This is a genomic window from Stenotrophomonas maltophilia, from assembly GCF_013464485.1.
Classification (GTDB): domain Bacteria; phylum Pseudomonadota; class Gammaproteobacteria; order Xanthomonadales; family Xanthomonadaceae; genus Stenotrophomonas; species Stenotrophomonas maltophilia_AW.
On record NZ_RAUX01000031.1, the window covers coordinates 1 to 22,461 of the forward strand.

Here is a 22,461-nt window from a genome sequence, read left to right on the forward strand (position 1 = left end):
GTCCGGTTGCGGGGGCGTGAGCCGCATGGATGCGGCGACCGAGCTTACATGGACGTACTTGCAGCGTCCCCCGCAACCGGACCCACCCCGCCATCCCACGGATAGCCAGCTTTTGACGTTGACGTTGCTTCGGCTTCGGCGGGTGTAGGGCGCAGCCCTGCAAACAAACCCCACCCTCAATAACGAGGCCGGCCTTCTTCCAGCACCTGGCGCAGGAACGGCACGGTGATCCGCCGCTTCGCCGCCAGCGATTCGCGGTCCAGCCAGTCCAGCAGCGTGATCAACCCACCCAGCTCGCGCCCGGTGTGCGACAGCAGCCACTCGATGGCCGCCTCGTCGATCGCCAGCCCACGGCGCAGCGCGCGCTCACGCAGCACCGCCGCGCGACCTTCCTCGTCCAACGGCTGCAGCAGCACGCGCACGCACTGGCCCAGCCGCGAACGCAGGTCCGGCAGCACCAGGCCCAGTTCTTCCGGTGCCTTCTGCGCGGTGTACAGCACCGTCACCCCCGCAGCACGCGCGCGGTTGTGGAAATCGAACAGGGCGATCTCGTCCTCGCGGTTGCCGGCGACCTCGTCCAGGCCGTCCAGCGCGACCAGTTCGCGCGCTTCCAATCCGTCCAGCGCCGCACGCACGCGGCCGGCCGCGCTGGCCAGCGGCACATAGGTCGGCAGGCGCCCGGCCTGCTCGGCGCTGGAACACATCGCCAGCGCCTGGTGGGTCTTGCCGGTGCCGGCTGCGCCTTCCAGATAGACCCAATCGTGGCTGGCGCCCACTGCGATCGCGCGCAGCTGCGCCAGCGCGCCATCCGGCGCGCCGATGAAGGTCTCCAGGCGCTGGTCCCGCGGGTAATGCAGGGCCAGCGGCAGTTGCGGCACACCCATCACTTCAGGTCGGGGCCCTTGTCATCCGGGAGAATGATATGAGGCTGGTCGACCACGCCATCAAGCACGATCGACGGTTTCTCACCCACGTACAGCTCGCTCTGGCGGTAGCGCTGGTGGGCATAACGCAGCAGCACGTTGGTCACCGCCGCCACCGGCAGCGCCAGCAGCATGCCGAGGAAGCCGAACAGCTGGCCGCCGGCCATCACCGCGAAGATCACCGCCACCGGGTGCAGGCCGATCTTGTCGCCAACGATGCGCGGGGTCAGCACGTAGCTTTCCAGCAGCTGGCCGACGGTGAACACCACGCCGACCAGGATCAGCAGCTTCAGGTCGAAGCCCTGTGCCTGCACCAGCGCGGCCACCACCGCCATCAGGATGCCGGTGGTCGCGCCCAGGTACGGGATGAAGCTGATCAGCCCGGCAATCAGGCCGATCAGCAGGCCCAGCTTGAGCCCGACCAGCGACAGGCCACCGGCGTAGATGACGCCCAGCGCCAGCATCACCAGGAACTGGCCGCGGATGAACGCACCCAGCACCTCGTTGGACTCACGCGCCAGCGCGCTGATGGTGCCGATGTGGTTGCGCGGGATCACCGACGCCACCCGTTCGACCAGCTTGTCCCAGTCGCGCAGGAAGTAGAACGCCAGGATCGGCAGCAGCAGGATGTTGACCACCCAGGTCACCATCGCGAAACCCGAGCGCGAGACGTAGCCCATGAAGGTGGTGGCGAAGCCGCCGGCCTGCTGCCAGTGGCTGCGCACCCATTCGATCAGTCGGTCCGGATCCAGCCACTGCATCACTTCCAGGCCGGTCTTCTGCTCGAACCAGGGAATCCCCTTCTCCATCAGCCACGCCTGCGCCTGCGGCGCGACCGCGATCAGGGTGGTGATCTGGCGCTCGATCATCGGCACCAGCACCAGCAGCAACGCCACGATCACCAGCACCATCGCCGCGAACACCAGCACCACGCCGGTCATGCGCGAGCGGCCGGTGGCCTCGATGCGGTCGACCAGCGGGTCGCCCAGCCAGGCCAGCGCCAGCGCCAGCACGAACGGGGTCAGGATCGGCGCCAGCAGCCACACCACCCAGCCGACCAGGCCGGCGAACAGGATGTACTTCAGGCGGCGCAGGAACTGCGCGATTTCCGCTTCAGGGGTCAGGGTCATCGCAGGCGGTACTCGTTGCTGACCGGCGCGGCGACCGGAGTACCGGTGGTGTCATCGATCGGGGTCGGCAGGGCCGGCAGCGGCGCGCTCGGCACCAGCACGCCGTTGTCGCCCAGCATGCGGTTGAAGCCGGCCAGGCCGGTGGTCATCTCCAGGCTCAGCTCCAGCTGGCTTGCCGAGGCGTGCAGCGGGGTGACGTTGCGCACCACCGGCACGTCGCGCAGGCCGGCGGCCAGGCGCAGGTAGTCGTCGGCGCTGTTGATGCCGGTCACCACCACACGATAGGTCCCGGCCTGGCCGGTGGCCACGCCCGCCTTGGCGTAACGCTTGACCAGCGCATCGGCGGCACCGTCGGCGCCGGCGGCCATCGCGCGCATGGCGTTGGCGTCCTTGCTGGTCCACTTGTTCAGTTCACGGCCGTTGTCGACGAACACCCAGTCCGCCTGCCAGCCGCCATTGGCGCGGTACAGCTTGCCGATCAGCTGCATCGGCGGCGAATAGCGCGAGGAGGCGCGGGCCACGGCGGCACTGTCCTGGCGCCAGATGGCCCCGGCCAGCGCCTGCTCGGCGGCGCCGCCGCTGGGCAGGCCCAGCTTGTAGCCACGCTCGATGGCGCGGTTCAGCAGCGGGCGGGCGGCATTGGCCTGCTGCACGCTGACCAGGCGCGGGCCGCTGCCGTCATCGACCGCCAGCCACAGCACCGGCTTCGGCCGCGGCTGCGGCCACAGCGGCAGGCCCAGCGCCGACACCAGTGAATCCACGTCATCCTCGCGGAAGCGCGCCACCAGCAGAGTACGGAAGCTGGGGGCGCCGCTGGCGCTCACGCTCTGGTCCTGCTTGTAGTCGTAGCTGGCCACGTAGTCCTTGGCATTGCGCAGTGCCTGCACCACGCCGGGGCGGGACATCACGCTGCGATCGCCGGACAACTTGCCCAGAACCACGCTCAGCGCGCGGGCCAGGGCGCCGTTGCGATCGGCTTCGGCCTGGCTGTTGACGGGCACTTCTGCCTCGTACGCGCCAGTGGCGGTGGCGACATCACCCTCGGTGCGCAGGCCGCTCTGGGCCATCGTGGCCACCGGCAGGCTCAGTGCAATGAGCAGGGTCAGAATCAGGCTGCGGCGCATCAGGACATCCATTGGCTCGACGTATCCGGGGGGAATTGTTGCCCGAATACGGACTTTGCGCCAATGCGGCCTGTTAAAATCGCCCGTTCAACCCCTGCCAGCGCCGACGCCCGTGACCAACACCCCGTCTTCCGCCCCCTCCCCCCTCACCTACCGTGACGCGGGTGTCGACATCGACGCCGGCAACGAGCTGGTCGAGCGGATCAAGCCCCTGGTCAAGCGCAGCTTCCGCCCGGAAGTGATGGGCGGCCTGGGTGGCTTCGGCGCCCTGTTCGACCTGTCCAACAAGTACCGCGAGCCGGTGCTGGTGTCCGGCACCGACGGCGTGGGCACCAAGCTGAAGCTGGCCCACCAGCTGAACCGCCACGATACGATCGGCATCGATCTGGTCGCCATGTGCGTGAACGACGTGCTGGTGCAGGGCGCCGAGCCGCTGTTCTTCCTGGACTACTTCGCCACCGGCAAGCTGGACATCGACACCGCCGCGGCGGTCGTGGGCGGCATCGCCAACGGCTGCACCGAGGCCGGCTGCGCGCTGATCGGCGGCGAAACCGCTGAAATGCCCGACATGTACGCCCCGGGCGAGTACGACCTGGCCGGCTTCACCGTCGCCGCGGTGGAGAAGAGCGAGCTGAAGGACGGCGCCAGCGTGGTCAACGGCGACGTGCTGATCGGTATCGCCTCGTCCGGCCCGCACTCCAACGGCTATTCGCTGGTGCGCCGCATCTACGATCGCGCCGGCCGCCCGGCCGATCTGGAACTGGAAGGCGGCGTGAAGCTGGTCGATGCGCTGATGGCGCCGACCCGGCTGTACGTCAAGCCGATCCTGTCGCTGCTGAAGTCACACGGTGCGGCCATCCACGGCATGGCCCACATCACCGGTGGCGGCCTGACCGAGAACATCATCCGCGTGGTGCCCGAAGGCCTCGGCCTGGACATCCAGGCTTCGTCCTGGACCCTGCCGCCGGTGTTCCAGTGGCTGCAGAAGGAAGGCGCAGTGGCCGACAGCGAGATGTGGCGCACCTTCAACTGCGGCATCGGCTTCGTGCTGATCGTGGCGCCTGACCAGGTGGCTGCGGTGTCCGAAGCAGTCAAGGCGCAGGGTCTGGAGCACTGGACCATCGGCCAGGTGGTCACCGCCGAAGGCGCCGAGCGCGTCCGCATCGGCTGAGCCCGTCAACCCAGGAGCCCGCATGGACGCAATGCCCCCCTTGCCACCCACCCCTGTGCCGCCGCCCCTGGCCACGGCACCAGTGTTCAGCGCCCAGGACGCCGACCATCTGCGCACGCTGTCCATCGCGCACTACGTGGTGGGCGCGCTGATCGCGATGTTCTCGATGATCTTCATCATCCACATCGTGCTGGGCATCACCGCACTGAGCGGCAATCTGCCGATGGACTCCGGTGGCCAGCCCTCATCACCGGCCGAGCAGCGCCTGTTCGGCTGGATGTTCACCCTCATCGGCTGCGTCGCCGTGTTCGGTGGCATCACCCTGGGCGCGTTCGTCGCCTATGCCGGCCGCTGCCTGGCCCACCGACGCCGCTACATGCTGTGCCTGATCGCGGCCGGCCTGGCCTGCCTGTTCACCCCCATCGGCACGGTGCTGGGGGTGTTCAGCCTGATCATCCTGCTGCGCCCGCAGGTGAAGGCGGCTTTCGACGCCCCTGCCACGACCGCATGACTGCCTCCAGCATGCCGCCACCATTGCCGCAGCAGACCCTGGCGCAGCTGCAGCTGGCCAGCCACCTGCAGACGCTGGGAGTGCTGTTCTACGCGTTGGTCGGTTTCCATTGGGTCGCCGCAGTGGCGTTCCTCGGCCTCAGCGGCTGGGTGGCCCACTCGCGCGGGCTGGACGATGCCTGGATGCTGACCACGGTCTATGCCTCGATAGCCGTGCTGGCCATCGTGCTGGGTGTTGTGCAGCTGCATACCGCCCGCCTGCTGTCACGCCGCACCGGCCTGGCCTGGTGCCAGCGCGCGGCCTGGCTGGGCGTGCTGGCGGGTCCGCTGGGCATGGCGCTGACTGCCTATGCATGGGTGTTCCTGTCCAAGCCGGACATGGCCGCGCTGTTCGACCGCGGCGACCATCTCGGCGTCTGAGCCCGCAGGCAGACGACCCGCCCTTCCCAGATCGACTCTCCATGTCCTCGCCTGCCCTCTCAACAACCGCCTCACCCACCCGCCACCGCTTCTCGGGCCCGAAGAAGCTGGCCTTCGCCGCCGTGCTTGCGGTATTCGCACTCAGCTGGGTGCAACCCCTGTGGCCCACCGAACAGGCCCTGCACAGCACGCTGACCGTGATCGGACTGGCCGCGCTGCTGTGGGTCGACCGACGTGGCGGCTGGCTGGGCAACGGTGCCTTCATCGCGATCTGCGGCTTCATCGCGCTGCATTGCGTGGCGGCGCGCTGGCTGTACTCGAACGTGCCCTACGACACGTGGGCGCAGGCACTGATCGGTTGGTCGCCGAATGCAGCGTTCGGCTGGCAGCGCAATCATTTCGACCGCCTCATCCACTTCCTGTTCGGCGTCTGCTTCACGCCGGCGCTGCTGCAGCTGGCCCGCCATGCCTGGCCGGCGCTGCGCCTGGGCCAGGCCTTCACCCTGGCGGTCATGACGGTGATGTGCGCCAGCCTGGTCTACGAATGGTTCGAATGGGGTATCGCGCTGGCGCTGTCGCCGGATGCCGCCGAGGCCTACAACGGTCAGCAGGGGGACATGTGGGACGCACATGCCGACATGCTGATGGCCACCGTGGGCAGCCTGCTGACCTGGCCGCTGGTCCGCCGGAGGCCCCTGCCATGAACGCCCGCACCCGCATCGCCGTGCTCGCCTCGGGTCGCGGCAGCAATCTGCAGGCCATCCTCGACGCCATCGGCGACGGGCGCCTGCCGGCCGAAGTGGTCGGTGTGTTTTCCGACCGCCCCGGCGCCGCCGCACTGCAACGCGTCGATTCCGGACTGCGCTGGGCGCATGCGCCAAAGCAGTTCAGCGACCGCGCCGCCTACGAGCAGGCGCTGGGCGATGCGCTGGCGGCGGCGCAACCGGACTGGATCGTCTGCGCCGGCTACATGCGCATCCTGGGCGCCGCCTTCGTGCAGCGTTTCAATGGGCGCCTGGTCAACATCCACCCGTCGCTGCTGCCGCTGCACAAGGGCCTGGACACACACGCGCGGGCGCTGGAAGCAGGCGACACCGAGCACGGTGCCAGCGTGCACCTGGTGGTGCCGGAGCTGGACGCCGGCGCGGTGCTTGCGCAGGCACAGGTGCCCGTACGGCCGGGCGACGACGCGCAGGCCCTGGCCGAGCGCGTGCTGGCGGTCGAGCACCCGCTGCTGATTGCCACCCTGCAGCTGCTCTGCGCCGGCCGTCTGGCTGAACGGGAAGGACAACCATGGCTGGACGGTCACCCCCTGTTTAGCCCGTTGGCCCTAGATTCCGCCGGGAACCTGAACCGGTAGCCCGCTTGCACACGCTCCGCTGACTGCGGGGCTGGCATCCTGCCCCCTTCTGCAGCCCCTGTCCTCCATGAAGACCACGACACTGCTGTCCACTTCATTGCTGCTGTCACTTGCCGTGCTTCCTGGCGTGGGCTGGGGCCAGGCGCAGGCGCCCGCCCCCTCACCGACGTCGGTGCCGGTGGTGCAGCCGCCACCCGAACCGGCCGTACCGATGCCTCCGGCTTTGGCCTGGGAGCCACCGCCACTGCAGCCGTTCAGTGCCACCTACCAGGCGTTCTACAAGGGCAAGGAAGCGGGTGATGCCAGCATGCAGGTCACTCACACCGGCGGCAGCCAGTGGCGGGTGGACATGCAGGTGGTCGGCCGCCGCGGTTTCGCCAGCGTGCTGGGCCTGAACATCGAACAGAGCACCGTGTTCGAGGAACGCAGCGGTGTCTATGCGCCACTCAGCCAGAGCACGGTGCGCAAGGGCCTGTTCCTGGGCAAGAAGGCGGTTGGCACCTACAACTGGCAGGCCGGTACCGCGCAGTGGACCGGCGACGTGAAGAAGGAACGCGCGCAACCCATCCCGTTGCAGCCCGGCGACCAGAGCGCGCTGCTGATCAACCTGGCGATCATGCGTGACGCCCGCCCGGGCGCCACCATGCACTACCGCTACGTGGACATGGGCAAGGTCCGCCAGCACGACTACCAGGCCGCGCCGCAGACCGAGAACGTCGAGGTCGGCGACCTGTCCTACAACGCGCTGCGGGTCTACCGGACCAACGGCGGCAGCAATGAAACCATTCTCTGGATCGCCAACGGTGTCCCCACCCCGGTGCGCATCCTGCAACGCGAAGACGGCGAAGACCGCGTCGACCTTCGCCTGATCGAATACCAAGGAGTCTGAGCATGAGCACCCTGAGCCGCCCCGTGACCTGGATCGCTGCTGCCGCCCTGTCCGTGGCCAGCCTGCCCGCGATGGCCCTGCAGCCGTTCAAGGCCGATTACCTGGCCAGCTACATGGGCATGCAGGCCAACGGCACCATGACCCTGTCCAGCGAAGGTGCCAACAAATGGCGCTACAGCCTGCAGGTGAAGAACCAGCTGGCCGACCTCAGCCAGAGCACCGTGTTCGAGGAAGTCCGTGGCCAGCTGCGCCCGCTCAGCAGCCAGGACCGTTCAGCGCTGCTGGTGAAGAAGCGCAACGTGCAGGCCAACTACAACTGGAGCAGCAACCAGGCCACCTGGACCGGCGACATCAAGCCGGACCGCGCTGGTCCGATCGCGTTGAAGGCCGGCGACATGGACGCGCTGCTGATCAACCTGGCCATTGCCCGCGATCTTGCTGCCGGCAAGCCGCTGACCTATCGCATGGTCGACGAAGGCCGCATCAAGAACATGACCTACCGCGTGGTGGGCAAGGAATCGGTCACCGTGGGTGGCAAGAGCTATGAGGCCACCAAAGTCTCGCGCACCGACGGCAACAAGGAGCTGATTGCCTGGATCGTGCCGGAGTTCCCGGTGCCGGCGCGCATGCTGCAGCGTGAGAGCGGCCGCGATGCGCTGGACCTGACCATCAAGGCGATGAACTGACGGACAGACCGGTGGTGCCGGCCGCTGGCCGGCATTGTCGCGATGCTCCACGAGGTTGATGGGGTTGCCGGCCAGCGGCCGGCACTGCCGAAAAGAAACGCCCGCTTTCGCGGGCGTTTTCTTATTTCTTCGCTTCAGCCGGTTGCTCTTCGGCCGCCTTGAACTCGGTGCGGCAGTCCACGCGGATCTGCTCACCGGTGCTGCGCCAGACGAAGGTGCGGCAATGGCGGTTGCCGTCCTGGCTGTCATTCACCGCCACCGCATAGAACGACTGGATGATCTCGTCACGGCTGACCGTGCCATCGCCATTCCAGTCCATGTCCTTCTGCTCGATGCCCTGGGTGATGGCCAGGTTGGCGTACCAGGCATAGCCCAGCCACGCCAGCACGATCAGCACCAGCGCCAGCAGCGCCTTGCGACGCGGGCTGAATTTCCCGCGCAGGATCATGGCACGCGCCGGATCGTGGCACCGAGCGAAGAGAGCTTCTCTTCGATGTTCTCGTAGCCACGGTCAAGGTGGTAGATGCGGTCGATGGTGGTTTCGCCGCTGGCCATCAGGCCGGCCAGGATCAGCGACGCCGACGCACGCAGGTCGGTGGCCATCACCGGCGCGCCACTCAGGTGCTCGCTGCCACGCACGATGGCGGTATGGCCTTCCACCTGGATGTCCGCACCCAGGCGCAGCAGTTCGTTGACGTGCATGAAACGGTTCTCGAAGATCGTTTCATTGATCACGCCGACGCCATCGGCCACGCAGTTGAGCGCCATGAACTGCGCCTGCATGTCGGTCGGGAACGCCGGGTACGGCGCGGTGGTCAGGTTGACTGCCTTGGGCCGCTTGCCCTGCATGTCCAGGGTGATGCTGTCGTCGGTGGTCTCGATCTTCGCACCGGCCTCGACCAGCTTGGACAGCACCGCGTCCATGGTGTTCGGGCGTGCACGGTTGACCGTGACCTTGCCACCGGTCATCGCTGCGGCCACCAGGAAGGTGCCGGTCTCGATGCGGTCGGGCAGCACTTCGTGGCGGCCGCCGGACAGGCGCTCGACGCCTTCGATCACCAGGCGGGCGGTGCCCAGGCCTTCGATCTTCGCGCCCAGCGCGATCAGGCAGTGCGCCAGATCGGTCACTTCCGGTTCCATCGCGCAGTTGTCGAGGATGGTGGTGCCTTCAGCCAGCACTGCGCCCATCAGCACGTTCTCGGTTCCGGTGACACTGACCATGTCGAAAGTGAAGTGGCCACCCTTCAGGCGCTTGGCGGTGGCCTTGATGAAGCCGTTCTCGACCACGATCTCGGCACCCAGCGCCTGCAGGCCCTTGATGTGCTGGTCGACCGGGCGCGAACCGATCGCGCAACCGCCGGGCAGCGACACTTCCGCCGCGCCGAAGCGGGCCAGCAGCGGGCCCAGCACCAGGATCGAGGCACGCATGGTCTTGACCAGCTCGTAGGGCGCTACGTGCTGGTTGACCGAGCGCGGGTCGACCACGATCGCGCTGCCGCGCGACAGCGTGCCCTGGTCGATGGTGACCTTGGCACCGAGCTCGCCCAGCAGCTTCACGGTGGTGACCACGTCGTGCAGGTGCGGCACGTTGGTGATCTCCACCGGCTCATCGGCCAGCAGGGTCGCGCAGAGAATGGGGAGAACGGCGTTCTTCGCGCCGGAGATGCTCACTTCACCGTGCAGCGCAGCGCCGCCGGTCACAACGATCTTGGCCATGTATTCGGGATCTTCTGCTTCTGCGGTTCAGCCGGCTTCGGCCGGGGTCACGGTTTTCAGCGCCAGCGCGTGGATCGCGCCGCCCATCAGGTCGCCCAGGGTGGCATACACCATCCGGTGGCGGGCCAGCGGCATCTTGCCGGCGAAGGCCTCGCAGACCACGGTCGCTTCGAAATGCACGCCATCGTCGCCCTGCACGTCGGCGCGGGCGCCGGGCAGGCCGGTTTCGATCAGGTTGCGGATGGTGTCGGCGTCCAACGGGCTTTCCTAATAAAATGAGCCCTCATTCTACTTCCGCTGCGTGGCGTCCGCATGGCCGAGTCCCTCCTGCCCCCCCGTTCCGTCGATCCGGCCAGCCTGGTCGCCAGCGGCCGCCGTGTCTTCGACATCGAACAGCAGGCGCTGGATGCGGTGGCCGGCCGGCTCGGCGAGGCCTTCCAGCAGGCCTGCCAGGCGATCCTGGCCAGCCGCGGCCGGGTGGTGGCCACGGGCATGGGCAAGTCCGGCCATATCGCCCGCAAGATCGCCGCCACCCTGGCCTCCACCGGTACGCCGGCGTTCTACGTGCATCCCGGCGAAGCCGGCCACGGTGATCTGGGCATGATCACCGAGGATGACGTGGTGCTGGCGCTGTCCTATTCGGGCGAGTCGGACGAGGTGCTGATGCTGCTGCCGGTGCTGAAGCGCCAGGGCAACGTGCTGGTTTCCATGACCGGCCGCCCGCAGTCCAGCCTGGCCACCGCCGCCGACGTCCACCTGGACGTGAGCGTGCCGGCCGAAGCCTGCCCGCTGGCGCTGGCGCCCACCTCCAGCACCACCGCCTCGCTGGCGATGGGCGACGCACTGGCTGTGGCGCTGCTGGATGCGCGCGGCTTCACCGCCGACGATTTCGCCCGTTCACACCCGGCCGGCAGCCTCGGCCGCCGCCTGCTGCTGCACATCACCGATGTCATGCACACCGGCGACGATCTGCCCCGCGTGGGCGCCGACGCCAGTCTCAGCGAAGCGCTGATGGAAATGAGCCGCAAGCGACTGGGCATGACCGCCGTGGTCGATGCCGACGGCGTGCTGATCGGCCTGTTCACCGACGGCGACCTGCGCCGGGCACTGGACAGCGCGCTGGATGTGCGCACCGCGAAGATCGCCGATGTGATGACCCGCAATCCGCGCACCATCGGTGCCGACAAGCTGGCCGTGGAGGCCGCCCGGCAGATGGAGACCCAGAAAATCAACGGCCTGATCGTGGTCGATGGCCAGGGCCGTGCGGTCGGCGCACTGAACATTCATGACCTGTTGCGGGCCCGGGTGGTTTAACCGAGAGTCCATAGACCCCATTCAGTCTGTAACGCCGCACCTGCCCCCAACGAGCCTGCCGCCCTGATGCCCTGGTCCCCCCTGCCCGCCTTCCCCGCCCACCTGCATGCCGCCGCGGCCCGTATCCGCCTGGCCTGCTTCGACGTGGACGGCACCCTCACCGACGGTCGGCTGTACTACGACAAGGACGGCAACGAGAGCAAGGCGTACTTCGTGCAGGATGGCCTGGGCCTGAAACTGCTGCAGCAGCATGGGATCCACCCCGTGCTGATCACCGCGCGCAACAGCCAGTCCGCGCTCAAGCGTGGCGCCGACCTCGGCATCGATACCCAGATCGCCGTGGGCGACAAGCTGGCCAGCGTGCAGGCGCTGTGCGTGCAACATGGCATCGGCCTGGAACAGGTGGCCTTCATGGGCGATGACCTGCCCGATCTGGCACCGCTGGGCGCGGTCGGCCTGGCCGTTGCCCCGGCCAATGCCCACCCATGGATCGCCGAACGCGTGCACTGGCAGACCCGCGCCGAGGGCGGCCGTGGCGCTGCGCGTGAACTGTGCGATGTCCTGCTGGCCGCACAGGGCCGCGTGGATGCGGTGCTGGCGAGGTTCGGCGCATGAATCTGCCTGCCCTGAACTGGCGCACCGTGCTCGGCATCGGCCTGCTGCTGGCCGCGCTGCTGAGCAGCTGGGCGGCGCTGCGCAACCGCGACAAAGGACCGGAAAAGGGTGGCCAGGAGGTCGGCGTGGACTACATCCTGCACGACTTCCAGATCGTTGCCCTGGATGAGCACGGCAAGGAATCGACCACGCTGCGTGCGCCGCTGCTGGAGCGCCAGCGCGGTGACCAGACGATCAACATTGCCACCCCGCTGTTCGAAATGCCGGACAAGGATGGCAGGCACTGGACCCTGCGTGCCGAGACCGGCTGGCTCAGCGCCAAGGGCGACGAGATGAAGCTGCGCGGCAATGTCGCCGGCGACAGCCCGGCGGGCCCGGGCGTGGTGCCGACCACCTTCCGCACTGACCACCTGGACGTGTTCCCGAAGGACAACCGCGCCCGTACCGACGCCCTGGTGACCATGACCCGCCCGGGCATGGAGCAGTCCGGCGTCGGCTTCGAGGTGGATTCCAGGAACAACACGTATCATTTCCTCAGCCAGTCCAAGGGCCGCTACACGCCCAAACGCTGATTCCGCCGCCAGCCCGCGACGTCTCCGGACAGGCGCAGGGCCGGCAGCCCCACCCTCCGCCCCCGGCCCGCCCGGGAGGCCCTCACCGGTAGAACGGACCCCGATGAAGATTCCCTTTGCCGCCGTACTCGCGCTCGGTCTTCTTGTTCCCAGCGCCGCCTTCGCCAAGTCCACCGACCGCAACGAAGACATGCACATCGATTCCGGCGCCCAGTCCGGCATGCTCACCGGCGACGGCAAGACCGTGCTGTCACAGGGTGTGATCATCACCCAGGGCACGCTGGACCTGCGCTCGTCCGAGGCCGAGATCTACCTGAAGGACGGTGAGCCCGTGCGTGCGGTGTTCACCGGCAAGCAGGCCAAGATGAAGCAGCAGCTCGATGACGGCACCTGGATGGACGCGTTGGCCGACCGCATCGACTACGACATCAAGACCGAGATCATCACCCTGACCGGCAACTACAAGGTCACCAGCGCGCGCGGCACCAATGCCGGCCAGCGCATGGTCTACAACACCCGCACCGGCGAAATGAATTCCGGTGGCGACGGCAGCCGCGTGCGCACTGTCATCCCGCCGAAGAACAAGACCCCGGCCGCACCAGCGGCACAGCCCAAAGCCACCACGCCGGCGCAGCCGGCCGGGAGCAGGAAGTAATGCTCGTCGCCAAGGGCCTGCGCAAGAAGTACAAGCAGCGCGAAGTCGTCAAGGACTTCGGGCTGACCCTCGATGCCGGCGAAGTAGTCGGCCTGCTGGGCCCCAACGGTGCCGGCAAGACGACCTGCTTCTACATGATCGTTGGCCTGGTCGCCGCCGACGCCGGCAGCATCGTGCTCGACGGCAAGGACATCACCGGCGACCCGATGTACACCCGTGCCAAGCAGGGTGTGGGTTACCTGCCACAGGAGCCGTCGGTGTTCCGCAAGCTGACCGTGGCCGACAACATCCGCCTGGTGCTGGAACTGCGCGAAGACCTGGACTCGGCTGGCCGCGAGCGCGAACTGAACGGCCTGCTGGACGAACTGCAGCTGGGCCACGTTGCCGACCAGCTCGGCGCCAGCCTGTCCGGTGGCGAACGTCGCCGCTGCGAGATCGCCCGTGCCCTGGCCGCGCAACCGCGCCTGATCCTGCTTGATGAACCGTTCGCCGGTGTCGACCCGATTTCGGTCGGCGAGATCCAGCGCATCGTCACCCATCTCAAGCAGCGTGGCATCGGCGTGCTGATCACCGACCACAACGTGCGCGAGACCTTGGGTATCTGCGACCGCGCGTATATCCTCGCCGAGGGCAGCGTACTGGCCCAGGGTTCGCCGGATGCGATCCTGGACAACGCCGACGTGCGCCGCGTCTACCTTGGAGATTCCTTCAAGCTGTGACGGCAGGCGCCGGGTCCCTTTCCTTCCTTTCGGCACAGGCATGAAGACTCGGCTGCAGACATCGTTGGGACAGCAACTGGTGCTCACGCCCCAGTTGCAGCAGGCAATCAAACTGCTGCAGATGTCCACCACCGAACTGGAGCTGGAAATCGCCCAGGCAGTGGAGAGCAATCCGCTGCTGGACTGGGCCGACAGCAGTGCCGCCAGCGATGGAAGCGAAAGCAGCGCTGGCAGTGACAACAGCGACAGCGAAGCTCCGGCAGAACGCACGGACCAGGGTGACGACTGGGCGCCGTCCGAACTGGACTGGAGCGCGACCGGCAGCGGCGGCAGCTTCGACGATGACGACGACACCGGCAGCGCCGCCGAGCGCGTGGCCGAAACCGAAACACTCGCCGACCATCTGTTGTGGCAGCTGCACCTGTCGCATCTGTCTGCCAGTGACCGCAGCATCGGCGCGGCGCTGATCGATGCACTGGACGATGACGGCTACCTGCGCGAACCGCTGGCCACCATCGCTGAAACCCTGTTGCCGGCGATCCATGCCGACGACGACGAGATCCTCGCGGTGCTGCATCGCATCCAGCGTTTCGATCCGGTTGGCGTGGCTGCACGCACACTGGGTGAATGCCTGCAGCTGCAGCTGGACGTGCTGGCCGACGAAACGCCGGGCCTGCTGCTGGCGCGACAGATTGCCGCAGGACCGCTGGAGCGGTTGCCGCGCAGCGGCATCGCCGGGCTGGCCCACGAATTGAAACAGCCGCTGGACGAGGTCGAGACTGCGGTGGCACTGCTGCGCTCGCTGGACCCGCGCCCAGGCACCCAGATCGCGCCATTGTCGCAGGACACCTATGTCGTGCCGGATGTGGTGGTGTGGCGCCAGAACGGCGTGTGGCGCGCAGCGCTGGCCGGGCACGCCGGGCCGAAGGTGGTGATCCACCGCGGCTACGAACAGCTGATCCGTCGCTGCGGCGAGGCCGATGCGGGCTACCTGCGCGCCCAGCTGCAGGAAGCGCGCTGGCTGCTGAAGGGCCTGCAGCAGCGTGGCGAAACCCTGTTGCGGGTGGTGCGCAGCCTGATCCTGCAACAGGCCGGCTTCCTTGAATTCGGCGAGCAGGCCCTGCGTCCGCTGACCCTGCGCGAAATCGCCGCCGAGCTCGGCCTGCACGAATCCACGGTGTCGCGCGCGATCGCGCGCAAGCACGTGCGCACGCCGCGCGGCACCCTGCCGCTGCGCGCCTTCTTTGCCTCGGGCATCGATACCGAAGGCGGCGGCGAAGCCTCCAGCACGGCCATCCAGGCGATGATCCGGCGCCTGATCGACGACGAGAACCCGCGCAAGCCGCTTTCTGACGCCAAGCTGGCTGACCTGCTCAAATCGTCGGGAATTCCAGTAGCGCGACGCACCGTGGCGAAGTATCGTGAAGCCATGAACATTTCCGCCTCGCACGAAAGGGTCAGAATCGCTTGACGCGCCGCCGCGCCCGGCGGAGAGGTTCATTGGCACATCCGAACACAGGAGAAACCCGATGCGCATCGAAACGTTTGGCAAAGATGTCGAAGTCACCCCGGCCCTGCAGTCGTATGTAGAGGAAAAACTGGCCCGGGTCGGTAAGCACTTCGACCAGCACTGCGAAGCGCGGGTAACCCTCAAGCTGCAGAAGACCGAACACCACGTCGACGCCAGCCTCAATATTCCCGGCCAGACCCTGCACGCCGAAGCCGGCGGCCAGACCATGTATGCCGCCATCGACGTGCTGGCGGACAAGCTTGACCGCCTTGTGATCAAGCACAAGGAGAAAAAACAGCAGCACGCACCGCTGCCGGTGGGCGACAATGGCGGCTGATCGCCACCGTTCCCCTCAGACATGCCCCTGACTGACCTCCTGGCGGCCGTGCAGACCCAGCTCTGCACGGCTACCGACCGCGACAGCGTCCTGAAGGCCGCCGCCGGGTTGCTGGCCTGCCGCCAGGCCAATGCCGAACAGATCTATCTGAACCTGTGCCAGCGCGAAGCGCTGGGCAGCACCGCGATCGGCCACGGCATCGCCATTCCCCACGGCCGCGCGCCAACCCTGGACCGCCCGCGGGGTGCCCTGCTGCGGTTGGCCACCCCGGTCGACTTCGGTGGCGACGAGCCGGTGGACCTGGTGTTCGCGATGGCCGTTCCCGCCCACTACACCCACCAGCACCTGATGCTGCTGTCCGAGCTTGCCGAATTGTTCTCTGCAGCGGACATCCGCCAGGCACTGCGCCAGGCTGGCGATGCGCGGGCCCTGCGCGAGGCGCTGGACATGACCCCACCTGCGAGTGCCGCATGAATACCAGCATCACCGCCCGTGAACTGTTCGAACAGCAGCGCGAGCGGCTGGGGCTTCGCTGGGCTGCCGGCAAATCCGGCGAGAAGCGCGAGCTGGAGGCCGGCAACACGGTCTCGCGGCGTCCTTCGCTGGCCGGCTATCTCAATGCGATCTATCCCAACAAGGTGCAGATCCTGGGTACCGAGGAACTGTCCTGGCTGGACGCGCTGGAACCGCGCCAGCGCTGGGAGACCATCGAAAAGATCATGCAGTCGCATCCGCTGGCGCTGGTGCTGACCCGCAACCAGGCGTGCCCGGAAGACCTGCGCGCCGCCGCCGATGAATCCGGCACCCCGTTGTGGCTCTCGCCCAAGCGCGGCCACGAACTGCTCAACCACCTGTCCTACCACCTGGCGCGCACGCTGGCGCCGCGGGTGATCCTGCATGGCGTGTTCATGGAGATCTACTCGATCGGCGTGCTGATCACCGGTGAGGCCGGCTCCGGCAAGAGCGAGCTGGCCCTGGAACTGCTCAGCCGCGGCCACCGCCTGGTGGCCGACGATGCCCCCGAATTCACCCAGATCGCGCCCGACGTGCTGGATGGCACCTGCCCAGAACTGCTGCAGGACCTGCTGGAAGTGCGGGGGCTGGGCGTGCTGAACGTGCGCGAGATGTTTGGCGACACGGCTGTAAAGAAGAACAAGTACCTTCGGCTGATCGTCCACCTGACCAAGCCGATGACCGAACCCACCCCGCATGGCTACGAGCGCCTGACCGGCGATTCGGGCACCCGCCATGTGCTGGACCTGGACGTGCCGCTGATCACCCTGCCGGTGATGCCCGGCCGCAACCTGGCCGTGCTGACCGAGGCGGCCACCCGCCTGCATATCCTGCGCACCAAGGGCATCGACCCGGCGGCCATGTTCATCGCCCGCCACAGCAACCTGCTGGAACGGCGAACACCCTGATTCCCCTGCCCTTCGAAGAGCCTGTCCATGAGCACCGTCACCCCCTCCGCCCCGACCCTGATGATCGTCAGCGGCCTGTCCGGCTCGGGTAAATCCGTCGCCCTGAAGACCTTCGAGGACCAGGACTATTACTGCTCGGACAACCTGCCGATCAACCTGCTGCCGGACTTCGTGCGCAGCCTGCTGGCCAACCACGGCGGCGCCGCACCGCGTCGTCTGGCGGTAGGCATCGATGTGCGCGGCCAGGCCGACCTGAGCCAGCTGGGGGAGTGGCGGCAGCTGGCCGCCGACGCCGGCGTGGACGTGAAGGTACTGTTCTTCGAAGCCAGCGACGAGACGCTGCTCAAGCGCTACGCCGACACCCGCCGTCGCCATCCGCTGAGCCAGCTGGGGCTGTCCCTGCCTGAAGCCATCGCCCGCGAACGCGAGTTGACCGCACCGCTGCGCCGCGAGGCCGATGCGGTGATCGACACCAGCAGCCTCAACGTGCACCAGCTGCGGCGGCGGGTCATCACCGAGTTCGCGATGGACCATGCCACCGGCCTGTCGCTGCTGTTCGAATCGTTCGCCTACAAGCGCGGCGTGCCGGCCGAAGCGGACTTCGTGTTCGACGCGCGGGTGCTTCCCAACCCGCACTGGGACCCGGACCTGCGGGCGCTGAGCGGTCGCGAACCCGGCGTGCGCGACTACCTGGAAGCGCAGCCGGATGTGCAGCGCTACCTGGCCCAGCTGATGGACTTCCTCGATACCTGGCTGCCGAAACTGGGCGATGGCACCCGCAGCTACGTGACCGTGGCATTCGGCTGCACCGGCGGCAAGCACCGCTCGGTATTCCTGGCCGAGCGCATGGCGCGGCATGCGCGTGAGATGGGGTGGGAAGACGTGGCCACCTATCACCGCGAACAGGATTGAGAGTGGCCGGCCGGGCTGCGCCCGGCACCCGCTGTAGAGTCGAGCCATGCTCGACTGAAGCAACGTCAAAAGCCGGCATTCCCCGGGTGGCGAGGCGGGTCAGCAAGCGGGGGACGCTGCAAGTACCCCTCCGGGGCCCGGCCCAGCCGCTGGCGGCTGGGCGTTCTGGCGCTTGCGAAGCAGTGCTTCGCAAGCAAAGCGCCTTCACCCCTGTAAGCTCGGTCGCCGCATCCATGCGGCTCACGCCCCCGCTTGCTGACCCGCCCCGCCTTCGACAGATTCCCGCGATCTGTCGGGACGGCGGTGTGTGCTGCTGTTGGTAGGTGTCGACCTTGGTCGACACGGCAGATCCACGCCATGCGTGGATGAATCTCTGCCAGGCATCGAAAAAATGGATGGGGTCATTGCCCTTTTCCAACGAAAAAGGGTTCCCGCGCGAGCAATGCTGAATACGGGACACAGTGCCCCTCTCCTGCTGCTATCACCGATTCACCTTGACCTGTTAACGTGCAGTAATGACCTGTGGCATTCTCCTCGTAACACATCCTGGGGTCGGGACCGCCCTGCTTGACGTGGCGACCCGGCTCCTGCGGCAATTGCCGCTGAAAACCGAAGCTTTCGAAGTACCGTTCGACGCAGACCTGGACGCTCTTCTCCCGCTTGCCTCTGCCGCCCTGCGGCGGGTCGATGGCGGTGAAGGTGTGCTGATCCTGACCGACCTGTACGGCGCCAGCCCCGCCAACCTTGCTGGGCAGCTGGCCCGGCTGGGGACCCCGGTTCGCCGGGTGTCGGCGCTGAGCCTGCCGATGTTGCTGCGGGTGATGAATTATCCGGAACAGGGACTGGATCAACTGCCCGCCACAGCCGCGGCGGGTACCCGTAATGGAGCGATAGTCGACGATGCTTGAACGAGAACTCACCGTGAGCAACCGCCTGGGGCTGCATGCCCGGGCCACCGCCAAGCTGGTGCAGACCCTGGCGCCGTTCCGCTGCAACGTGACCATGGCCGCCAAGGGCCGTGAGATCAACGCCAAGAGCATCATGGGCGTGATGCTGCTGGCCGCCGGCCAAGGCACCCCGGTCACCGTGCGCATCAACGGCGAGGACGAAGCCGCCGCGATGGAGGCCGTGGTCGGCCTGTTCGAACGCCGCTTCGACGAGGACAGCTGAGGGTGCCGCGCGCACGCGCCGGCCAGGTCACTTCCGGCCAACGGCCGGTACAGCTGCTGGCCGGGCACGGCGCTGCCCGCGGCGCGGCAATGGGCCGGGCCCGCGTGCGCCTGCCGCATGCGCTGGAAGTGGCCGAGCAACGCGTCGCCGCCAGCCAGGTCGAGGCCGAGCTGGCGTGCCTGCACAGTGCGGTGGATGCTGCACGCACGGAAATGCACGAACTGCGCCAACGCCTGCATGGCGCCCTGAGCCAGGAAGTGGGCGAGTTTCTCGACCTGCACGCACTGCTGCTGGACGACCCCGAGCTGCTCTATGGGCTGGATGAGCTGATCCGCAGCGGCCCCTACAGCGCCGGCTATGCGTTGCGCCTGCAGCGCGACCGCCTGGCCAAGGTCTTCGACGGCATGGACGATGCCTACCTGAAGAGCCGCATGGACGATCTGGACCATGTGATCGGCCGCATCCATGCCTTCCTGCAGCCCGAACGCCCGCCGGTAGTGAAGGGGTTGGCCGGCGAGATCCTGGTCTGCGACAACATCGCGCCCTCCGAACTGGCACAGCTGCAGGCACAGGGTGTTGTCGGCATCGTCACTGCCGCTGGCAGCGCGCTCTCGCACAGCGCGATCCTTGCGCGCAGCCTGCACCTGCCGCTGATCGTCAACGTGCCACAGCTGCTCAGCCGCATCGCTGATGGCGACGTGCTGATCATCGATGGCGCCGATGGCAGCATCACCGCCAATCCGCAGGCCGACAATCTGCGCGACTATCGCGCGCGGCTGAAAGAGCATGCACGCGAACAGCGCGAGCTCGGTCGCCTGCGCAGCAAGCCCAGCCGCACCCGCGACCAGGTCGACATCGCCCTGCTGGCCAATGCCGAATCGCTGGAAGACGTCACTCAGGCGCATGCGCTGGGCGCCCACGGCCTGGGCCTGTACCGGACCGAATTCCTGTTCCTGCAGCGCAACGAGCTGCCGGACGAAGAAGAACAGTTCCAGACCTACCGCGATGCGGCACTGGGCATGAGCGGGCGACCGGTAACCATCCGCACCCTCGACCTGGGCGCGGACAAGGCTGATCGCACCGGCCTGACCCTGAGCAACGAGGAAAACCCGGCGCTTGGCCTGCGTGGCGTACGCCTGTCGCTGGCACGGCCGAAGGTAGCCGACACCCAGCTGCGCGCGATCCTGCGCGCCTCGGCCTACGGCAAGCTGCGCGTCCTGGTGCCGATGGTCAGCACCCGCGAGGAGCTGCTGGCGGTACGCAGGCGCATGCTCAAGCTGACCGAGCAGCTGCGCAGCGAAGGCCACATGGTGTCCGACCATGTGCCGCTTGGGGCGATGATCGAGGTGCCCGCTGCGGCGTTGGCATTGGAGAGCTTCATCGATCTGGTCGACTTCCTGTCGATCGGCACCAACGACCTGGTGCAGTACCTGCTGGCCGCCGACCGCAACAACGAAGCACTGGGCGAGCTGTATTCGCCGCTGCATCCGGCGGTGCTGCGGCTGCTGCAGATGGTGATCGAGACCGGCGCGCGGCATCGCATCCCGGTGGCGGTCTGCGGCGAGATGGCGGGCGACGCGCGGATGACTCCGCTGCTGCTGGCGCTGGGCCTGAGCGAGTTCAGCCTGCACCCCGGCACACTGCTGGAGGTGCGCCGCGCGATCCGCGAGGCCGACCTGGCCACGCTGCGCGCGCGCGCACCGAAGCTGCTGGCCGCGCGCGACCGCCGCGCCATCGAACGCTGGCTGGCGCTGGTGGCCGATACGCCCTGACCGCCAAGGGTAGTGCCGGCCATGCGCGGCGGCTATGCGTTGAAACATCGCCTTGCGATAATGACGCGCTGAACACCCCTGTTGCCGCATCCTTGCCGGGATCGCGGCTTTTCTTATCCCGCGGGAGCTGCGATGGCTGAAGCCGTACGCCACGACAAGACTGCGCGCCAACTGCGGATGCTGTCCGACGCACTGGACAGCGGTCGGCTGGGCCCGGTGCGTCGCCTGGTCAATACCCTGGCCCCGGCCGAGATCGGCAACCTGCTTGAATCGCTGCCGCCGGGCAAACGCGAAGTGGTCTGGGGCCTGGTCGATCCGGAAGATGACGGCGAGGTGCTGGTCCACGTCGGCGACGACGTGCGCGAGAGCCTGCTCGCGGACATGGACCCGGACGAAATCATCGCCGCGGTCGAAGACCTGGACATCGATGACCTGGCCGACCTGGTCGAAGACCTGCCGGACACGGTCATCGACGAAGTCCTCAAGTCGATGGACCGCGAGAACCGCGAGCGCCTGGAGCAGGTGCTGTCCTATCCCGAGGACAGCGCCGGCCGTCTGATGAACCCGGACGTGGTGACCGTGCGCGCCGACGTCAATGTCGACGTCGTGCTGCGCTACCTGCGCCTGCGCGGTGAACTGCCCGACCACACCGACCACCTGTTCGTGGTCAGCCGCCGCCACCAGTACCTCGGCCGGGTGTCGCTGGCGGCACTGGTGACCCACGAGGACACCACCCCGATCAACCGCCTGATCGACGACGAGCAGCCGGCGATCGATGTCGGCGAGAGCGACCAGGAGGTCGCCCGCCAGTTCTCCGACCATGACTGGATCTCCGCGCCGGTGGTGGACGACAACAACATCCTGGTCGGCCGCATCACCATCGATGACGTGGTCGACATCATCCGTGGACAGGCGGAGCACCAGGCGCTGGGCGCCGCCGGCCTGGACGAGGACGAGGATCTGTTCAGCCCGGTCTGGCGCGCCATGCGACGACGCTTGATGTGGTTGTCGGTCAACCTGTGCACGGCGTTCCTGGCCTCCAGCGTGGTCGGCCATTTCGAAGGCACCATCGACAAACTGGTGGCGCTGGCGGTGCTGATGCCGATCGTTGCCGGCCTCGGTGGCAACGCCGGCACCCAGGTGCTGGCGCTGATGGTGCGCGGCCTGGCACTGGGCCAGGTGGGCGCCTCCAACGCACGCACCCTGCTGTGGAAGGAGGTGCGGGTCGCGCTGCTGAACGGTGTGATGCTCGGCTCGGTGCTGGGCCTGATCGTACTGGCCTGGTTCCATTCGCCCGGGTTGTCCGCGGTGATTGCCATCGCACTGACCTGCAACCTTCTGTTCGCTGCATTGGCGGGCGTGCTGGTGCCATTGACGCTGAAGCGCTTCGGCTTCGACCCGGCGCTGGCCAGCGGTATCTTCCTGACCGCCGTGACCGACTCGATGGGTTTCTTCACCTTCCTCGGCCTGGCCACCCTGGTGCTGCTGCACTGACCGTCTCAAGGGTCGGATCCCCGCTGCGCGGGACTCTGGCC

The 22,461-nt window shown here is 67.5% G+C and carries 27 protein-coding genes; 21 read left to right on the forward strand and 6 right to left on the reverse strand.

Features of this window, described 5'->3' with window-relative positions; translation table 11 throughout:
• Positions 1–176 precede the first annotated feature (176 nt).
• The 3 genes from hda to D7Y61_RS13870 are packed head-to-tail and all read right to left on the reverse strand — an operon-like array spanning position 177 to position 3,177.
• Positions 177–884, reverse strand: coding sequence for a DnaA regulatory inactivator Hda (gene hda / locus D7Y61_RS13860; RefSeq protein ID WP_106467287.1), 708 nt, complete (start codon positions 882–884; stop codon positions 177–179).
• Positions 884–2,053, reverse strand: coding sequence for an AI-2E family transporter (locus D7Y61_RS13865; protein ID WP_164087980.1), 1,170 nt, complete (start codon positions 2,051–2,053; stop codon positions 884–886). The genes hda and D7Y61_RS13865 overlap by 1 nt, the downstream gene beginning before the upstream one ends.
• Entirely contained in the window at positions 2,050–3,177 is a 1,128-nt protein-coding gene (locus tag D7Y61_RS13870) for a DUF2066 domain-containing protein (RefSeq protein WP_230078980.1), read from the reverse strand. The genes D7Y61_RS13865 and D7Y61_RS13870 overlap by 4 nt, the downstream gene beginning before the upstream one ends.
• 112 nt (positions 3,178–3,289) lie before the next feature.
• Here D7Y61_RS13870 and purM point away from each other — a divergent pair, with 112 nt between their 5' ends.
• The 7 genes from purM (at position 3,290) to D7Y61_RS13905 (ending at position 8,213) form a co-directional block, all read left to right on the forward strand.
• Complete coding sequence (purM, locus tag D7Y61_RS13875) at positions 3,290–4,348, forward strand: phosphoribosylformylglycinamidine cyclo-ligase (protein ID WP_180866860.1); 1,059 nt, start codon at positions 3,290–3,292, stop codon at positions 4,346–4,348.
• Positions 4,349–4,370: 22 nt separating this feature from the next.
• On the forward strand, positions 4,371–4,859 hold the full coding sequence (locus tag D7Y61_RS13880; protein WP_180866862.1) for a hypothetical protein: 489 nt from the start codon (positions 4,371–4,373) through the stop codon (positions 4,857–4,859).
• A complete protein-coding gene (locus D7Y61_RS13885; RefSeq protein ID WP_180866864.1) occupies positions 4,856–5,278 on the forward strand; it encodes a hypothetical protein in 423 nt (140 codons plus the stop codon). The genes D7Y61_RS13880 and D7Y61_RS13885 overlap by 4 nt, the downstream gene beginning before the upstream one ends.
• 41 nt (positions 5,279–5,319) lie before the next feature.
• A complete protein-coding gene (locus D7Y61_RS13890; protein ID WP_258010371.1) occupies positions 5,320–5,982 on the forward strand; it encodes a DUF2238 domain-containing protein in 663 nt (220 codons plus the stop codon).
• Positions 5,979–6,638: a phosphoribosylglycinamide formyltransferase gene (purN, locus tag D7Y61_RS13895; RefSeq protein ID WP_180866866.1), complete on the forward strand. Its 660-nt coding sequence runs from the start codon at positions 5,979–5,981 to the stop codon at positions 6,636–6,638. The genes D7Y61_RS13890 and purN overlap by 4 nt, the downstream gene beginning before the upstream one ends.
• 67 nt (positions 6,639–6,705) lie before the next feature.
• Entirely contained in the window at positions 6,706–7,527 is an 822-nt protein-coding gene (locus D7Y61_RS13900) for a DUF3108 domain-containing protein (RefSeq protein ID WP_180866868.1), read from the forward strand.
• 2 nt (positions 7,528–7,529) lie between these two features.
• The gene (locus tag D7Y61_RS13905; RefSeq protein ID WP_154262584.1) at positions 7,530–8,213 is read left to right on the forward strand and encodes a DUF3108 domain-containing protein; all 684 of its coding nucleotides are present in this window, start codon (positions 7,530–7,532) and stop codon (positions 8,211–8,213) included.
• 121 nt (positions 8,214–8,334) lie between these two features.
• On the opposite strand, the gene D7Y61_RS13910 is transcribed toward D7Y61_RS13905, so the two are convergent.
• Genes D7Y61_RS13910 through D7Y61_RS13920 form a run of 3 tightly spaced genes read right to left on the reverse strand, consistent with a single transcriptional unit; the run spans position 8,335 to position 10,187 of the window.
• Positions 8,335–8,661, reverse strand: a complete 327-nt coding sequence (locus D7Y61_RS13910; RefSeq protein ID WP_154262583.1) for an EF-hand domain-containing protein — start codon at positions 8,659–8,661, stop codon at positions 8,335–8,337.
• A complete protein-coding gene (murA, locus tag D7Y61_RS13915) occupies positions 8,658–9,929 on the reverse strand; it encodes a UDP-N-acetylglucosamine 1-carboxyvinyltransferase (RefSeq protein ID WP_180866870.1) in 1,272 nt (423 codons plus the stop codon). Before murA ends, D7Y61_RS13910 begins: the two co-directional genes overlap by 4 nt.
• A 27-nt stretch (positions 9,930–9,956) precedes the next feature.
• On the reverse strand, positions 9,957–10,187 hold the full coding sequence (locus D7Y61_RS13920) for a BolA family protein (protein WP_005408396.1): 231 nt from the start codon (positions 10,185–10,187) through the stop codon (positions 9,957–9,959).
• 54 nt (positions 10,188–10,241) lie between these two features.
• On the opposite strand from D7Y61_RS13920, the gene D7Y61_RS13925 reads away from it, so the two are divergent.
• The 14 genes from D7Y61_RS13925 to mgtE all read left to right on the forward strand — a co-directional run bounded on the left by D7Y61_RS13925 (position 10,242) and on the right by mgtE (position 22,420).
• Entirely contained in the window at positions 10,242–11,243 is a 1,002-nt protein-coding gene (locus D7Y61_RS13925) for a KpsF/GutQ family sugar-phosphate isomerase (protein ID WP_180866872.1), read from the forward strand.
• 66 nt (positions 11,244–11,309) lie between these two features.
• Complete coding sequence (locus D7Y61_RS13930; protein ID WP_180866874.1) at positions 11,310–11,858, forward strand: KdsC family phosphatase; 549 nt, start codon at positions 11,310–11,312, stop codon at positions 11,856–11,858.
• The gene (lptC, locus tag D7Y61_RS13935) at positions 11,855–12,430 is read left to right on the forward strand and encodes an LPS export ABC transporter periplasmic protein LptC (RefSeq protein ID WP_180866875.1); all 576 of its coding nucleotides are present in this window, start codon (positions 11,855–11,857) and stop codon (positions 12,428–12,430) included. Before D7Y61_RS13930 ends, lptC begins: the two co-directional genes overlap by 4 nt.
• 103 nt (positions 12,431–12,533) lie before the next feature.
• Positions 12,534–13,085 carry a lipopolysaccharide transport periplasmic protein LptA gene (gene lptA / locus D7Y61_RS13940; RefSeq protein WP_180866877.1) on the forward strand — a complete coding sequence of 184 codons (552 nt, stop codon included), beginning with the start codon at positions 12,534–12,536 and terminating at the stop codon, positions 13,083–13,085.
• The gene (gene lptB, locus D7Y61_RS13945; protein ID WP_180866879.1) at positions 13,085–13,804 is read left to right on the forward strand and encodes an LPS export ABC transporter ATP-binding protein; all 720 of its coding nucleotides are present in this window, start codon (positions 13,085–13,087) and stop codon (positions 13,802–13,804) included. Before lptA ends, lptB begins: the two co-directional genes overlap by 1 nt.
• Positions 13,805–13,844: 40 nt before the next feature.
• Complete coding sequence (locus tag D7Y61_RS13950; protein ID WP_180866880.1) at positions 13,845–15,275, forward strand: RNA polymerase factor sigma-54; 1,431 nt, start codon at positions 13,845–13,847, stop codon at positions 15,273–15,275.
• Positions 15,276–15,333: 58 nt separating this feature from the next.
• On the forward strand, positions 15,334–15,651 hold the full coding sequence (hpf, locus tag D7Y61_RS13955) for a ribosome hibernation-promoting factor, HPF/YfiA family (RefSeq protein ID WP_079220898.1): 318 nt from the start codon (positions 15,334–15,336) through the stop codon (positions 15,649–15,651).
• Positions 15,652–15,672: 21 nt separating this feature from the next.
• A complete protein-coding gene (locus D7Y61_RS13960; RefSeq protein ID WP_180866882.1) occupies positions 15,673–16,125 on the forward strand; it encodes a PTS sugar transporter subunit IIA in 453 nt (150 codons plus the stop codon).
• Positions 16,122–17,072 (forward strand): HPr(Ser) kinase/phosphatase, encoded by a 951-nt coding sequence (gene hprK / locus D7Y61_RS13965; protein ID WP_005408388.1) that lies wholly within the window; start codon positions 16,122–16,124, stop codon positions 17,070–17,072. The genes D7Y61_RS13960 and hprK overlap by 4 nt, the downstream gene beginning before the upstream one ends.
• Positions 17,073–17,099: 27 nt before the next feature.
• Entirely contained in the window at positions 17,100–17,984 is an 885-nt protein-coding gene (gene rapZ / locus D7Y61_RS13970) for an RNase adapter RapZ (protein ID WP_180866884.1), read from the forward strand.
• Positions 17,985–18,499: 515 nt separating this feature from the next.
• A complete protein-coding gene (locus D7Y61_RS13975; RefSeq protein WP_010483657.1) occupies positions 18,500–18,892 on the forward strand; it encodes a PTS sugar transporter subunit IIA in 393 nt (130 codons plus the stop codon).
• The gene (locus D7Y61_RS13980) at positions 18,885–19,154 is read left to right on the forward strand and encodes an HPr family phosphocarrier protein (protein WP_005408385.1); all 270 of its coding nucleotides are present in this window, start codon (positions 18,885–18,887) and stop codon (positions 19,152–19,154) included. Before D7Y61_RS13975 ends, D7Y61_RS13980 begins: the two co-directional genes overlap by 8 nt.
• 2 nt (positions 19,155–19,156) lie before the next feature.
• A complete protein-coding gene (ptsP, locus tag D7Y61_RS13985) occupies positions 19,157–20,926 on the forward strand; it encodes a phosphoenolpyruvate--protein phosphotransferase (RefSeq protein ID WP_180866886.1) in 1,770 nt (589 codons plus the stop codon).
• Positions 20,927–21,058: 132 nt separating this feature from the next.
• Positions 21,059–22,420, forward strand: coding sequence for a magnesium transporter (gene mgtE, locus D7Y61_RS13990; RefSeq protein ID WP_010483662.1), 1,362 nt, complete (start codon positions 21,059–21,061; stop codon positions 22,418–22,420).
• Positions 22,421–22,461 lie beyond the last annotated feature (41 nt).